At 41.5% G+C, this 13,763-nt stretch carries 14 protein-coding genes; 8 read left to right on the top strand and 6 right to left on the bottom strand.

Translation table 11 applies throughout. From position 1 onward, the window contains the following. Positions 1–518 precede the first annotated feature (518 nt). Both AN214_RS09465 and AN214_RS09460 read left to right on the top strand, forming a co-directional pair. Entirely contained in the window at positions 519–1,559 is a 1,041-nt protein-coding gene (locus tag AN214_RS09465) for a Glu/Leu/Phe/Val dehydrogenase dimerization domain-containing protein (protein WP_054979507.1), read from the top strand. Between the two features lie 106 nt (positions 1,560–1,665). After that, a complete protein-coding gene (locus AN214_RS09460) occupies positions 1,666–2,313 on the top strand; it encodes a CatA-like O-acetyltransferase (RefSeq protein WP_054979506.1) in 648 nt (215 codons plus the stop codon). Between the two features lies 1 nt (position 2,314). On the opposite strand, the gene AN214_RS09455 is transcribed toward AN214_RS09460, so the two are convergent. Beyond that, the gene (locus tag AN214_RS09455; protein ID WP_054979505.1) at positions 2,315–4,681 is read right to left on the bottom strand and encodes a helicase-related protein; all 2,367 of its coding nucleotides are present in this window, start codon (positions 4,679–4,681) and stop codon (positions 2,315–2,317) included. Positions 4,682–4,746: 65 nt separating this feature from the next. Between AN214_RS09455 and AN214_RS09450 the strand changes: the two genes are divergently transcribed. Together AN214_RS09450 and AN214_RS09445 are read left to right on the top strand one after the other, a co-directional pair. Beyond that, a complete protein-coding gene (locus AN214_RS09450; protein WP_054979504.1) occupies positions 4,747–5,694 on the top strand; it encodes a TRM11 family methyltransferase in 948 nt (315 codons plus the stop codon). Positions 5,695–5,757: 63 nt separating this feature from the next. Next, complete coding sequence (locus AN214_RS09445; RefSeq protein WP_054979503.1) at positions 5,758–6,579, top strand: M90 family metallopeptidase; 822 nt, start codon at positions 5,758–5,760, stop codon at positions 6,577–6,579. Positions 6,580–6,720: 141 nt separating this feature from the next. Here the strand turns inward: AN214_RS09445 and AN214_RS09440 are convergent, their stop codons facing one another. Then, positions 6,721–7,632 (bottom strand): LysR family transcriptional regulator, encoded by a 912-nt coding sequence (locus AN214_RS09440; RefSeq protein ID WP_054979502.1) that lies wholly within the window; start codon positions 7,630–7,632, stop codon positions 6,721–6,723. A gap of 141 nt (positions 7,633–7,773) precedes the next feature. Here AN214_RS09440 and AN214_RS09435 point away from each other — a divergent pair, with 141 nt between their 5' ends. The 3 genes from AN214_RS09435 to AN214_RS09425 are packed head-to-tail and all read left to right on the top strand — an operon-like array spanning position 7,774 to position 9,933. Continuing rightward, entirely contained in the window at positions 7,774–8,226 is a 453-nt protein-coding gene (locus AN214_RS09435) for a DoxX family protein (protein WP_054979501.1), read from the top strand. Positions 8,227–8,243: 17 nt separating this feature from the next. Then, on the top strand, positions 8,244–8,942 hold the full coding sequence (locus AN214_RS09430) for a pirin-like bicupin family protein (RefSeq protein ID WP_054979500.1): 699 nt from the start codon (positions 8,244–8,246) through the stop codon (positions 8,940–8,942). Positions 8,943–8,952: 10 nt separating this feature from the next. Next, complete coding sequence (locus AN214_RS09425) at positions 8,953–9,933, top strand: glutathione S-transferase family protein (RefSeq protein WP_054979499.1); 981 nt, start codon at positions 8,953–8,955, stop codon at positions 9,931–9,933. Between the two features lie 59 nt (positions 9,934–9,992). On the opposite strand, the gene AN214_RS09420 is transcribed toward AN214_RS09425, so the two are convergent. Further along, positions 9,993–10,385 (bottom strand): hypothetical protein, encoded by a 393-nt coding sequence (locus tag AN214_RS09420; protein ID WP_054979498.1) that lies wholly within the window; start codon positions 10,383–10,385, stop codon positions 9,993–9,995. Between the two features lie 152 nt (positions 10,386–10,537). On the opposite strand from AN214_RS09420, the gene AN214_RS09415 reads away from it, so the two are divergent. Then, on the top strand, positions 10,538–11,293 hold the full coding sequence (locus tag AN214_RS09415) for a Nif3-like dinuclear metal center hexameric protein (RefSeq protein ID WP_054979497.1): 756 nt from the start codon (positions 10,538–10,540) through the stop codon (positions 11,291–11,293). A gap of 94 nt (positions 11,294–11,387) precedes the next feature. On the opposite strand, the gene AN214_RS09410 is transcribed toward AN214_RS09415, so the two are convergent. Genes AN214_RS09410 through AN214_RS09400 form a run of 3 tightly spaced genes read right to left on the bottom strand, consistent with a single transcriptional unit; the run spans position 11,388 to position 13,763 of the window. Further along, positions 11,388–11,777 carry a hypothetical protein gene (locus AN214_RS09410; RefSeq protein ID WP_054979496.1) on the bottom strand — a complete coding sequence of 130 codons (390 nt, stop codon included), beginning with the start codon at positions 11,775–11,777 and terminating at the stop codon, positions 11,388–11,390. Then, a complete protein-coding gene (locus AN214_RS09405; RefSeq protein ID WP_082428541.1) occupies positions 11,770–13,041 on the bottom strand; it encodes an ATP-binding protein in 1,272 nt (423 codons plus the stop codon). Before AN214_RS09405 ends, AN214_RS09410 begins: the two co-directional genes overlap by 8 nt. 47 nt (positions 13,042–13,088) lie before the next feature. Beyond that, positions 13,089–13,763 carry a response regulator transcription factor gene (locus tag AN214_RS09400; protein ID WP_010560353.1) on the bottom strand — a complete coding sequence of 225 codons (675 nt, stop codon included), beginning with the start codon at positions 13,761–13,763 and terminating at the stop codon, positions 13,089–13,091.

Below are 13,763 nucleotides of genomic sequence, written 5' to 3'. Positions count from 1 at the left end.
ATAATCTTTTTGAGTTCTCTTGGATATAGGTTTCATAACATTCTCCAAATTTAAGTTGGAAAAGTGTCAACCGTATTTAGGACTGGTCAGAACAAAGTAAAAAGGGCGCTTATGCGCTCTTTTTTATTGCCGTATTCAAGAATTTAACTGACAAATAACGATTGGAAATTATGCTTGAGCTATATTCGCGCATTGATTAAGCTCTGAACCCTGTAACTTCTTCTTTACGCTCTCTTACCTTTCAAGCTTATCGCTTACGTAAACGTCAATCTACAATTTAAATATTAGCGGATCTTTGCGATATTTTGCTTGGAATAGGTCTGTAATTGCATTGTTTTTAATTAAATTAAGTTTAATTTAAATTGAATATGTTTAATTGTAAGTTTAACTGGGTTGTTCATCTAAAATTGTAGTCTTGATGAAAGGATAATGTTAGAGTCGGTGCAAACCAAGAATAACCCGTTCATTTAACGCCATACTTATTATGCGCGTTAAACATTTACAAGTTGGAGAGTCGTGTGACTGTTTTTAATCGTACTGAATTTGATAACCACGAAAACGTTGTTTTTTGTGCAGACAAAGAAACTGGCTTAAAAGCAATTATTGCTGTACACAGCACTAAATTAGGCCCAGCAGTGGGTGGTTGTCGTTTATGGGATTACGCAAGTGACGAAGATGCAGTATACGATGTACTGCGTTTATCAAAAGGCATGACATACAAGAATGCAGTAGCGCGCTTACCATTTGGTGGTGGTAAATCGGTAATCATCGGTAATGCAAAAGAAGTCAAATCGGATGCATTATTTAAAGCGTTTGGTCGTCATTTAGAGCGTTTAGGTGGTAGCTACTACTCAGCAGAAGACGTAAACATCACCTGTGATGACGTAGCAGTCATGAACACTGAAACAAACTATGTACTTGGCCTTGAAGGTAAAAGCGGTAACCCATCTCCGTTTACAGCGTTAGGTACGTTTTTAGGTATTAAAGCGGCTTACCAACACAAGCACGGTCATCAAGACTTAGCGGGCGTAAAAGTGTCAGTACAAGGTCTTGGCGCGGTTTCTTACACACTATGTAAATACCTACACGAAGCAGGTGCTGAGCTGTTTGTAACAGACATCAACGAAGAGCGTGTTAGCCGTGTAGTTAACGACTTTAACGCAACTGCAGTTAACATTGACGAAATCTACGACCTAGATGTTGATGTATACGCGCCGTGTGCACTTGGTGCAACGATCAATGATGAGACTATTCCGCGTATTAAAGCAGGCATTATCGCAGGTTGTGCGAATAACCAGCTTGCAGAGCCACGTCACGGTGAAATCATTCGTGAAAAAGGCATTTTATACGCGCCAGATTACGTAATTAACGCAGGTGGTATCATCAACGTTTATTACGAAACTGCGCCAGAAGGTTACAGTGCAGAAGCTGCAACTAAGCACGTTGAAGGTATTTTCGATACACTAAGCGAAATCTTCAAGCGCTCAGAAGACGAGCAAAAGTCAACGCACATTATTGCAGACGAACTAGCACAAGAAATCATCGAAAACGGTTTGTAATTTCCCCGTTTTTTGCTTGTAAAAACACGAGTAAAACAATGAACTTGCAAGTTCATGCTATGCTCGGTAAGGTGCCCGCAATTGCGGGCATTTTTATTTTAAGATTATGGCAACTCAAATCGACCTTTCTACTTGGCAACGCGCCGAACACTTTTCATTTTTTAAAGACTTAGCAAACCCATACTTTTCAGTCTGTGTGCGTATAGATGCGGGTGAATTGTATGGCGCATGTAAACAAAGTGGCCAGTCGTTCTATTTAGCCTGCCTTTACGCTTTGTTGCGTGCCAATAATAGCTATCAACCCGTTTGCCATCGTATTGATAACAACCAAGTATGGCTGTGCGATAAAATTGAAATTAACGCGGTGCAATTAGATGAGCAAAACCTCTTTAAAATTTCGTATTTACCTTATGCGGAAGGCTTCGCTGACTTTAGTGAAAAAGGCAAAATTGCATTCGAAACAGCAATAAGTCAGCCATTTTTCTCAGAGCAATTTAACTCGATAGAAGGGCGCCTTAACTGTATTCATGTGTCGGTGTTACCTTGGCTTGATTTTACCGGCTTTTCCCACGCAACACCGTTTGGTGAGCAAAATGGCATTCCCAAATTTGTGTTTGGTAAATTTGATAAACAGCTTGGCACCATGCCACTCAATATTGATGTGCACCACGGCTTAATGGACGGCTTTCATGTTGCGCAGTTTACAAATGTGCTACAGCAAGAAATGGCAGCACTTGCAAAGAGCCTAGATTAACCTACTTAATATCCACCAATTTACTGGCGCGGCGATATTGTATTTTTGCTCCATTAAAATTGGGTAGCTCCCACTTTTTTGGGGCTTCTACACGCTGACCACTCATGTAATGAAGCACCACGCGTTTTGCGCTTATAAAGTATTCCACCCTGAGTTGTTGTTGCGGAAGCACCACTGTTAGCGGGTAAAGCTCACAAAATTGCTGCCATGTGTAGTTATCAACTAAGCCATAGGCAAAATCACTGTTATCAAGAAGTGCCAGCTCATCAAGCGAGCTTATTTCTAAATCACTTAATACCCGTGTGATTTGTTCGTGTGGTGCTAATAATTGCCAATCGGTGCTATGTACATTTTGGTAAAGACAAAGCTGCTGGTATTCCTGTGTTAATTCATCATAGAGTGATTCACAAAGCACGCCAGTTTCAATTAGGTTAACGGTGGCGGTAATAAATTCATGGCTTTTAACTGCGGCGCTAAATGATTTTAATATGGTGCCTGCGTATTGATATTGGTAATTGCCTATTAATTCATTTTGCTCAGTAATTTCAGATGAGCATAGCTTTGCATCACCTAAGTTATTATCAATAATAGCGTTGGTTGTTATGGGGCTTACTTTAGTTGCCAGTGTTTTTCGGTCTTTTACTGCACGCCCAGCTAGGCTGTAGGTTTTGAGTACCAGTAGGGCGTCGGGCTCGTTACTTAAGTAGCTGTCTTTGGCAATCACCACTTCTTGCTTACCATTATTGTAACTGCCACGGCGGTTTTGCTTTTTAATATACACGCAGCTAGGCAGTAAAGCGGCAATAGTGTGTTGCAATTCAGTGATGTTGTAACTGGCGTATTTACTGAGTTCAGGTAAATCAAAATGACTGCGCAGCTGGCTGGCAAACTGTTTGGCCTCAACAAGCGCGTTTTCTTCGGTGCTAATATACTCTAAAAACTGACCGCGCACTAAGCCAATGAGCAAGCTAAAGTCACATAGGTTGGGAAAGTCATTTTCTAATTGTATAAATTTTTCTGAATTTTTATCTAGAGTGTACAGTTTAGCTGGTACGCTTAGGGCACCTGCAAGGTCGGCCATTGCCTGTTTAAGGCGGTTATTTGGCATACTTGCCACTAAATGGGAAAGCGTAACGTCGATGGGTAATGGCGCAAGGGCTTTACCATAGTCAGTTGCAATACCCGCATCGTTAATGGCATTGATGGTTTTAAGCGTTGAAAACGCTAAATCATGGGCTTGTTGTGACAGTGGGTTGATAAAGCGCAAATTGCCAAGGGCATGATTATTTGCCGCGGCTGCCAACATCATATCGGTTAAGTTTTCTCGCTGAATTTCAGGGGGTGTATGGGCTTCAAGCGGTGCGTGTTGACCAAAGAGTGCTAAGTAGACACCCTTAGTAATTCGCCCCGCACGGCCTCGGCGTTGTAGTTTGGAGTCATTGGCGATGGCAGTTAAATCCAACACACTTTGGCCGTTACGTATATGCGTGCGGCGTTCAAGCCCCGAGTCAAGCACCGCATCAACACCGGGAATGGTTAACGAGGTTTCCGCCACGTTAGTCGCTAAAATAAGGCGGCGTTTATCCCCTTGATGTAATGCGCGTTTTTGCTCGCTAATGGGGCTTGCACCATGTAAGGTGATTATATCGAATTGGTCATTCAATCGCGTGCGCAAATAGCTGGCACAAAGTTGAATTTCCCCTTTGCCGGGTAAAAATGCCAATACATCTTGGCTGCCAAGTTGATACGCTTTTTCAGCGGCAAATGCCATGCGCTCAGTGAGGTTGTCTTTATGTGGCATATCACGCATGGCAGGTGCAAGGTAATGCTCATCTACAGGGAACACTTTACCTTCAGCGTGTAAATGTATGCCTTGGCAATAGTTAATAAGTTGCTCAGCGTTTAATGTTGCGGAGGTGATCACTAGCTTGTGGTGTTGATTGTTGGTTTTATTATGCTCAAGCAGTAAAGCCAGCAGTAAATCGGTATCCCAACGGCGCTCATGAAACTCATCGAGCATAATGGTGTTGAAATCCTGTAATAACCCTTCATTTAACCAACGCAGTGCTACACCCGGGGTTACAAATACAATCTCGGTGTTGTCGTTTGCTTGTATTTCAAAACGTATGGCATAACCCACTTTGTCGCCAAGGGATGTTTGCATTTCGTTTGCGACGCGCTCGGCAAGGCTAGTACAGGCAATACGCCTTGGCTCAATGACCAATACCTTGCCAGTGTGTGTGCACCACTGTGGCAATTGGGTTGATTTACCCGTTCCCGTATTGGCGCTGACAATAATTGGTTGATAGCTATTGTTGTTGCCAATATGGGCTAAAAAATCGGTTTTAATCTGGTTGATTGGTAGCATGCGTTTATTTCTTTGTCCGAGTCGCGATATAATTGACGGTATTATTTGTCTATTAGGATAATGTTTTGAAAGACATTGCGATTTTGATTTCACCTGTTGCAAACGGTGCTTATTTTAACGAAACCATCGATATTGCACAAAAAGAGTTTAAACAGTGTATTGGCGAGTATGATCTTACACTAAACGAGATTGGCGGCATGCAATTTTTGCAAACCCAGTTGCCAGAACAAAAACTCGAAGCATTAGCACGCTTATCGTTTGTACAAGGTATTTTTAGTCATGATTCGGGCACGTTAATGCCGTTATCGCTAAATACTGATTTTCACTTACACAGTGATTTTGTATTTGGTAGTAAGTACAAAGGCAAAACTAATGAAATTTTAACGCAGTTGTTGCTAAATGTGGGTTTAAGTTTCTGTAAAGAAAAAGACATCAGCAAGATTAAATTGCTCGACCCTATGTGCGGGCGCGGCACCACTTTAATGTGGGCAATGCGTTATGGCATTAAGTCAAAAGGCATTGAGCAAGACCCAAATGCGGTATTGGATTTTAGAACCTTTGCCAAAAAATGGACGAAACTTCACCGCCAAAAGCATGAGCTAAAAGAGGGGTTTATTGGTAAAGCCAATAAACAAAACAAGGGTAAGTTTATTGATTTTACTGCTAATGGCGTTAATACCCGTATAATTAATGGTAATGCGACAACTGCGTGTGATTTATTAAAGCGTGAAAAGCAGCATTTAATCATTAGTGATATTCCTTACGGTGTGCAGCACTTTACGACTGAAAAAACCCGCAACCCAATTGCGGTGTTAGAAGAATGTGCACCACAATGGGCAGATTTACTGCATAAAGACGGTATTTGCGTTATTGCGTTTAATAAGTACATTCCAAAGCGCAAAGAGCTGATTGCGGTTTTTGAAGCGGCAGGCCTTAGTGCACTTGAGTTTGAAGCACCGCATCGCATGAGCGAATCAATTTTCCGTGACGTGGTTGTTTTAAGAAAGAACTAAATAATATATTCCCTACCTTGAACAATCCCATGCTTCACCCAATTAAATAGAGAAGGGGGGAGCATGGACTTCATACTAATAATATTAACCTTGGTATTTATCGCTGCTTATTGGCATTTCGATACGCTACGCACTATTTACTGGGAACATAAACTAAAAGATCGCACATTAAGCGACAGCGATCGCAATGTATTACTCAAGTACATGCCGATTTATCGCCGAATGACAGATAGCGAGCGCGCACGACTAGAAAAACACATCATTTGGTTTTTAGACACCAAAGACTTTTTAGGACGCGATGGCCTAGTGATAAACCACGCAATGAAGTTGATTGTGGCGGCCGATGCTTGTGTGCTGGTGCTAAATAAACCGTGGCCGCTGTATAAAAACGTAAAGCAAATTTTGCTTTACCCAAGCGCCTACTATGCAAATTCAGAAAGCCGTGATGGCGCAGGCCTTGTGAGTTTTCATCAAACAGTTAGGCAAGGGGAGTCGTGGCCTGGCGGTACTTTGGTGCTTTCATGGCATGATGTACTTAACGGTAACCGTTTACCAAACGATGGCCACAATTTGGTATTCCATGAGTTTGCCCATCAACTGGATCAAGAAACTGGCGCAACAACAGGCACGCCGCTATTAAAAGATAAACTCACCTATGAAAGTTGGGGACGCGAATTCTCTCGTGCCTACAATATGTTAAAAGCGCATGTGGCGTATGGCATGCCCCACGTTATTCACAGTTACGGTGCCACCAATGAAGCGGAGTTTTTCGCAGTAATCACCGAAACCTTTATTGAAAAGCCCAGCGAATTAAAAGCCTATGATCCGGTCATTTTTGATCTATTGCTTAATTACTTTGGCTTTGACCCAAGACGCTGGAGTTAATACCAATTTTATTAATAATTTGAACATTCTAGCGAGTTAAATGACCCATAAACTGCGTTTTAAAATTCTAAAGTAGAACAACTACATGTCGAATTTTAAGCCTTGTTTCTGAGCCATTTTTCTGTCGCAATAAATGACCCGTTAATTAATGCAATTGGTATCAATCTGCCAGTTCGCTTGGGTAAGCTGTTCAATAAACCATTGAAAGGCTTTGCCTTGATTATCTTTATGCCACGCAATGTATAAGTCTTGTTTTGGTCTTGGAATGGTGCACTCTTTTTGCACTAGCTCGCCATTTGCAAGATACGGTTTAGCAATATGACTTGGCAAAAATCCCACACCAATACCGGCAAGTTGGGCAGTGAGTTTTGCCTGCATTGAATTAACATTGATTACTTGCTTGGCGCTAAATAGCCCGGTACTTCTTTCTGGCAACAAAGTGGAAGTGTCTGATACCACAATCGCGGGGTAGTGTTTTAAATCATCGTCGTCAAGCGGTGTATTCACCTTTGCCAATGGGTGCGATGCTGCTACAGCAAATATAAAGCTTAGCTCTGCGATTTTGAGGGTGCGATACACGCCTTTTGGCAGTTCGCCAGTTGCACCAATAACAATATCGGCACGCTTGCTATGTAGCGCATCCCAGCCGCCACCTAAGGCTTCAACGCTCAGTTGAATATCGACTTGCTCGGGCCGTTTGGTGAACTCTTTTAATAACTCAAAAATGACATCTTCTGGGATCACGGTATCACGGGCGATACGCAGGCGTTTTTCCCAGCCTGAATCTAATTGGCTTACGGCATCGAGCATTTTGCTGGTGGAATGCAAAATTTGCCTGCCATGTTCTAACACCAGCTTACCCGCAGGGGTGAGTACTGCTCGCTGTTTTGAACGATCAAACAATGGCGTGCCAATGTCTTCTTCAAGTTTTTTGATAGTGTAGCTTAGTGCCGAAGGCACTTTATATAGTGACTCAGCCGCCGCGGCAAAACTGCCTTTTTTATCGATAGCATCGAGCGCTTTTAGGGCGTCAATGGTGATAGCTTGATACATAATTTTTTATTCAAAAAATTTGAACTAAGGGTTCAAAATGTTCCGGTTTTTTATTGAGTTTAGCATGCTTATACTTAATTTCATCAGTTAAGCAAACGCTTTAACAAATTAGATAAGTTTAAAATTTTTGAGGAACAAATTATGAAAACACTATTAACAACACTTACATCAAGTAAAGCTGGTTACGCAGCACTGGCGTTAAGATTACCTATCGGCATTATTTTTATGGCACATGGCGCGCAAAAATTATTTGCTTGGTTTGGTGGTTATGGCCTTGAGGGTACGGGGGCATGGATGGAATCTATTGGCTTGGCACCTGGCTATTTAATGGCGCTAATGGCTGGCAGTGCGGAGTTTTTTGGCGGTTTATTTATTTTACTTGGCTTATTAACTCGCCCAGCGGCATTAGCACTTGCAGGCACTATGATTGTTGCAATTTTTACTGTGCATTTTGAAAATGGATTGTTTATGTCTAACAATGGCTATGAGTTTGGCTTAGCATTATTGGCAGCAAGTATTTCTTTGGTGTTCTCGGGTGCGGGTAAAGCCTCACTGGATGCGCTTATTTCAAATAAATTGACACAACACGCTTAATTAAGAGGGAAAGTACGATGATCACACTTAGAAAAGCACATGAGCGCGGCGGCGCTGACTATGGCTGGCTTAAGAGCAAACATACCTTCTCTTTTGCAAATTACTACGACCCACAACACATGGGCTTTTCAGCCCTTCGTGTTATCAATGATGATGTTGTGGCACCGGGCGCGGGCTTTGATACCCATGGCCACCGCGATATGGAAATTGTTAGCTATGTATTGTCAGGCACCATTGAACATAAAGACAGTGCGGGCAATATCAAAACGCTTCCTGCGGGTGAATTTCAGTTAATGTCGGCAGGCAAAGGTATTTTTCACAGTGAATATAATGCATCAAATGAAGAAGAGCTTAGATTTTTACAAATCTGGATTGAGCCGAATAGCTTTGGCGACAAACCCGGTTATCAACAAAAAGATTTTGGTACAGACGTTGGTTTAACGACGATTGTGACGCCAAATGGCGAAAATGGCACGCTTGCGATAAAACAAGATGCAAAGCTACATCAACTGATCCTTGATCCAAAACAGCAGTATATATTTGAATCAAATAATGCACCTGTGTATGTACATCAAGTTTCAGGCAGCACTCTAGTGAATGCTATTCAAATTGAAAGTGGTGATGGTGCAAAAGTGTTAGATGAAACTGAATTAGTATTTGAAAACGTATTTAACACCCCAGCGACATTAATTATTTTTGAATTACCACAGGTTTAAGGAGCAGAACATGGGATTATTAGTTGAAGGTAAATGGCACGATAAGTGGTACGACACCAAAAACAGTAAAGGTAAATTCGAACGTGAAGCCGCACAATTACGTAATTGGATCACACAAGACGGTGAAGCGGGTGCTTCCGGTACAAGTGGTTTTGTCGCAGAATCGGGTCGATACCATTTATATGTGTCGCTGGCATGCCCGTGGGCGCACCGCACCCTTATTTTTCGCGCATTAAAAGGGCTAGAACAGCATATTTCTGTATCAGTTGTAAGCCCAGACATGTTAGAGCATGGTTGGACATTTGATAAAACACAGCATAGTACGGGCGATGCATTGTTTGATTTTGATTATATGCATCAAATATATACGCGTAATAACGCAAACTACAGCGGCCGTGTTACCGTACCTGTGCTTTGGGATAAAAAACAAAACTGTATCGTCAGTAATGAGTCGTCAGAGATTATTCGCATGTTTAACACTGCCTTTAATCATTTAACAGGCAACGAGCATGATTATTATCCTCTGCATTTACGGGCTGAAATTGATGAAATTAACGAATTTGTTTATCACAGTATTAATAACGGAGTATACAAAGCGGGTTTTGCGACAACACAAGACGCATACGAAGGGGCGTATATTGAGCTTTTTAATGCACTTGATAAAGTTGAAGCCATTTTGGCTAAACAGCGCTACTTGGTAGGTACACAAATTACTGAGGCAGACTGGCGTTTGTTCACAACCTTAATACGATTTGATGCGGTTTATTTTTCACACTTTAAATGTAATCAACGTATGCTTGAGTCGTATCCGAATATTGCAAATTATATTCGTGAGCTTTATCAAGTGAAGGGCGTGGCTGAAACGGTCGATTTTTATCATATTAAACGCCATTACTATTTTAGCCACACTATGATTAACCCAACGCAAGTGGTACCAGTTGGGCCAAAAGTGGATTACAGCTCAGCACATAATCGTCATTCGCTAAAATAATGACAATAAAAAAGGCAGCGTATAAGCTGCCTTTTTTACTTTTAATAGCTAATTAGCTATTAAACAACACCGCGTGGAAGACGAGTGTCGTGGTCACGCTCAGCAAGTTCTTTAATCCAGAACTCTTCAGCAGTAAACCCTTCAGCATTTGGCTTAGTAACTGTGTATTCTTTTTCTTTAGATGCAGTTACTGGTGCCGCTTTTTTAGCAGCAGCTTTCTTAGCCGGTGCTTTTTTAGCAGCAGGCTTAGCTGGTGCTTCTTCTTTCGCTGCAGGTGCTGCGCCAGATGAAAGTTCCTCTGCAAGCGTTACTAAATCAGCTAGGCGAACGTTTTTACCGCCGTCTACACTGTACCAACCACTTTTCGCTGTGATCTCAGGTTTTTTACCATTTGCTGCTTCATACGCTTTTTCAAACGCTGCAAGCACTTCAGTTTTATCGAGTTTACTCATCGTATATCCCGTTTATTTGATACGAAGATTACTGTTAAAAATACATTTATACCTAGTTTCACGTCATTTTTCAATTTTTTGAGAATTTTCTTTATTTTTGACGGTAGGTTAAGGACAATTCAATGATCAAAAACAACTTATAGGTAAGCATAATGCAACTTTCTAAATTGCTCCAAGAATTAGATAGTTTACTCGCCCCCCATAAGGTAAAAGACTTTAGTCCAAACGGCCTTCAGGTCGAAGGAAAAGACAGCGTTAATAAAATTATAACGGGTGTAACGGCAAGCCAAGCGCTAATCGATGCCGCTATCGAAAAAAATGCTGATGCGATATTGGTTCACCACGGCTATTTTTGGAAAGGCGAAGCGTATCCAATTACGGGTATGAAAAAACGCCGCATTGGCGCCTTAATTAAAAATGATATCAGCTTAATTGGCTATCATTTACCAATTGATGTGCACCCAACTCTTGGCAATAATGCAAAACTGGCAGAATTACTTGATATTGAGTATGAAGCGGGGCTTGATCCATACAGTGAGCCAAGTATTGCAGTGAAGGGGCGTTTAAAAACACCACTTAGCGCCGAAGAGTTTGCCGATAAAATTGAGCGTGTGCTCAATCGTAAACCATTAGTTGAAAATGTACGCGGTAAAAATATAGAAACCATTGCTTGGTGTACCGGTGGCGGGCAAGGCTATATTGATTTAGCCGCAAGCCAAGGCATTGATGCTTACCTTACAGGTGAAGCGTCAGAGCAAACAATACACAGTGCACGCGAGCAAAATATCGACTTTTTTGCCGCGGGGCATCATGCGACCGAGCGCTATGGTGTAAAAGCTGTGGGTGAATACTTAGCTGAGCAGTTTAATTTAGACGTTGAGTTTATTGATATAGATAATCCAGTCTAAACAACAAATAAAAAAGCAGCGATTACGCTGCTTTTTATTTGGTTCTATTTGCTGACTTCCGTAGCAATATACCGCTGAGAATACAGTGTATTAGCTAGTAACCACCTTTTAAAATGGTAATTTGCTGGTCAATCACAGCGAGTTCGCATCGCTTATATTTTAATGCTGCTTGCTGAGAATTAGGTAACTCATTGAGATAACGCCATTGGCAGTTATCGGAAATATAACTATCAAAACTGTTTTTACTGCGTTGAAAACTTAAAAATAATTGGGTGTTACCCGTGTTATTTTGCTTTATTTCCACTTCTTTTTCTAATTTAGTGAGCCAAGTTTGACGTGTACGTTTGTGGTCAATAATGGCTTGATCTAAGCATTGTAGCTGCAATAGGACTTTGCCTTTGCTACAGGGCTTTTCATCGTTTTGAGCCAATGCATTAATGCTCAGCAGCATTAACACGGTGTAAAAAAGAGTGTATTTATTCATAATTAAAAACCAAGGTAAATAGGGCGCCACCGAGCTGGCTTGTGGTAATGGTCATTTTGCCGTTATAGGCATCCATCAGGTCGCCTACAATCGCCATGCCAACACCGTGGCCGTGTTCGTAGGTATCTAAGCGTTTTCCGCGAATTGTAAGTTCTTCTATTTTATCTGCGGGTACGCCCGGACCATCATCACCAACTTCGATAATAAGTTGTTGTCCTAACTGCTTCACTTTTATTTCAATTAAAGCGTCACATGCTTTGCAGGCATTGTCGAGAATATTGCCTAGCAATTCCATTAAATCAGTTTTATCACCTAAAAAGATACTTTTTTCATCAACTGCTTGAATAAATTGAATGCCTTTGTCGCGATACACTTTACCCATTGCATTGATAATTGAGTCGAGTATTGGCTTAACTTTAGTTTGTTTTTTCCACGTATCAGTACCGCCCGAGGCCGCTTTCTTAAGCTGATGTTCAATCATATTGCTGATGCGATCGAGCTGTTCTTGACTGTCACCATTACTTGCCAGCTCACTTGATTTTAAAACAGCCAACGGAGTTTTTAAAGCATGGGCAAGGTCGCTTAATGATGCACGGTATTTATCTTTTTGCCTTTGTTGTGTAGCCAATAATAAATTAAGATCTTGCTGAATTTTTTCTAGCTCTTCTGGGTATTCCCCCGTAATTTGGTCGGCATTGCCACTTTCGATTGCGACAATTTCTTTATCAAGGCGTTTAAGTGGGTGGCTACTCCATAAAAAGCCCAGCATAATCAATAAGCCCATCACTATGGCGATAATAATCAGCCAGTGCCTCAAGGTTTCTTGGAAGTCTTGCATTTGCGATAAAATGGCTTCTTCGTCTTTTAATACCAATACGGTGACTTGATATTCAATGCCATCGGCATCCATGTAAAACACAAAGCTAAGCTGTCGAAAGTACTTATCAAGCTCTTCAATTTTAGAAAAGTCCATAATACCGGGCGCGGTTGCTGCGTGTTTTGGAATATATTGATAGCCGAGCGTTGATTCAGATTGCCAAGCTATTTCTTTGTTGAGATAAATATAGGCAAAGGTATCGGACACAGGACGAGTGAGTTCGGGGGCAATTAGGGTAATCGGCGCCAGTTCACCTTGCTCAATTTCCACTTTTGCCATCAGTGAATACAAATGTGCTTCGAGCGTGCGCTCGGTGTTGTCGACTAAACTTGCATAAAGTGCCTTACCAATTGAAAAGAACATGGCAGGCATAAGTACTAAAAGCAAAAAGACAAGGATAAATCCTTGTCTAATTTTTAACGATATACGGTGGATCACAGTTTGCCGCTTAAACGGTAGCCGCGGCCACGGAGTGTTTCAATTGGTGCGATTGATCCGTCTGGGTCGAGCTTTTTACGCAGGCGTAATACAAATACTTCAATTACGTTAGAGTCTAAATCGAAGTCTTGGTCGTAAATGTGCTCTGTTAACTCAGATTTAGATACGACTTTTTCTGGGTTAACCATTAAGTACTCAAGTACTTTGTACTCGTATGCGGTGAGCATTAATTCATTGTCGTTAACCCATACTTGTTGCGAGCGAGTATGAATGCGAATTGGACCCGCAGTAATAGTTGGGTCTGCTTTACCGGCGCTGCGCCTAATAAGGGCATTACAACGGGCAATTAATTCTTCGTTATGAAATGGTTTAGTTAAATAGTCATCAGCACCGGCATCTAATCCTTCCACTTTATCTTGCCAGCGGTCGCGGGCAGTTAAGATTAAAATTGGAATATCAATGCCTTGCTTTCGTGCATTGCTGATTACGTCAATGCCGTCCATTTTAGGTAGGCCTAGGTCAACGACTGCTAAATCTAACGGGTATTCAGTAAGGTGAAATAAACCAGCTTCGCCATCGTGACACATATCAACGCTGTAACGGGCTTTTTCAAGTGCGTGTTTTAGATTGTCTGCCAGTTGCAGATCATCTTCTATTATTAGAATGCGCAT

The sequence above is a fragment of the Pseudoalteromonas sp. P1-9 genome, assembly GCF_001399975.1.
Classification (GTDB): domain Bacteria; phylum Pseudomonadota; class Gammaproteobacteria; order Enterobacterales; family Alteromonadaceae; genus Pseudoalteromonas.
The sequence above is the reverse complement of the archived record's forward strand: the minus strand, read 5'-3'. Positions and strand labels throughout refer to the sequence as shown.

Coding starts and splice junctions, on each gene's coding strand:
- AN214_RS09460 (WP_054979506.1), top strand. CDS start 1,666: ATGGCAACTCAAATCGACCTTTCTACTTGGCAACGCGCCGAACACTTT.
- AN214_RS09455 (WP_054979505.1), bottom strand. CDS start 4,681: ATGCTACCAATCAACCAGATTAAAACCGATTTTTTAGCCCATATTGGC.
- AN214_RS09445 (WP_054979503.1), top strand. CDS start 5,758: ATGGACTTCATACTAATAATATTAACCTTGGTATTTATCGCTGCTTAT.
- AN214_RS09440 (WP_054979502.1), bottom strand. CDS start 7,632: ATGTATCAAGCTATCACCATTGACGCCCTAAAAGCGCTCGATGCTATC.
- AN214_RS09435 (WP_054979501.1), top strand. CDS start 7,774: ATGAAAACACTATTAACAACACTTACATCAAGTAAAGCTGGTTACGCA.
- AN214_RS09430 (WP_054979500.1), top strand. CDS start 8,244: ATGATCACACTTAGAAAAGCACATGAGCGCGGCGGCGCTGACTATGGC.
- AN214_RS09425 (WP_054979499.1), top strand. CDS start 8,953: ATGGGATTATTAGTTGAAGGTAAATGGCACGATAAGTGGTACGACACC.
- AN214_RS09420 (WP_054979498.1), bottom strand. CDS start 10,385: ATGAGTAAACTCGATAAAACTGAAGTGCTTGCAGCGTTTGAAAAAGCG.
- AN214_RS09415 (WP_054979497.1), top strand. CDS start 10,538: ATGCAACTTTCTAAATTGCTCCAAGAATTAGATAGTTTACTCGCCCCC.
- AN214_RS09410 (WP_054979496.1), bottom strand. CDS start 11,777: ATGAATAAATACACTCTTTTTTACACCGTGTTAATGCTGCTGAGCATT.
- AN214_RS09400 (WP_010560353.1), bottom strand. CDS start 13,763: ATGCGCATTCTAATAATAGAAGATGATCTGCAACTGGCAGACAATCTA.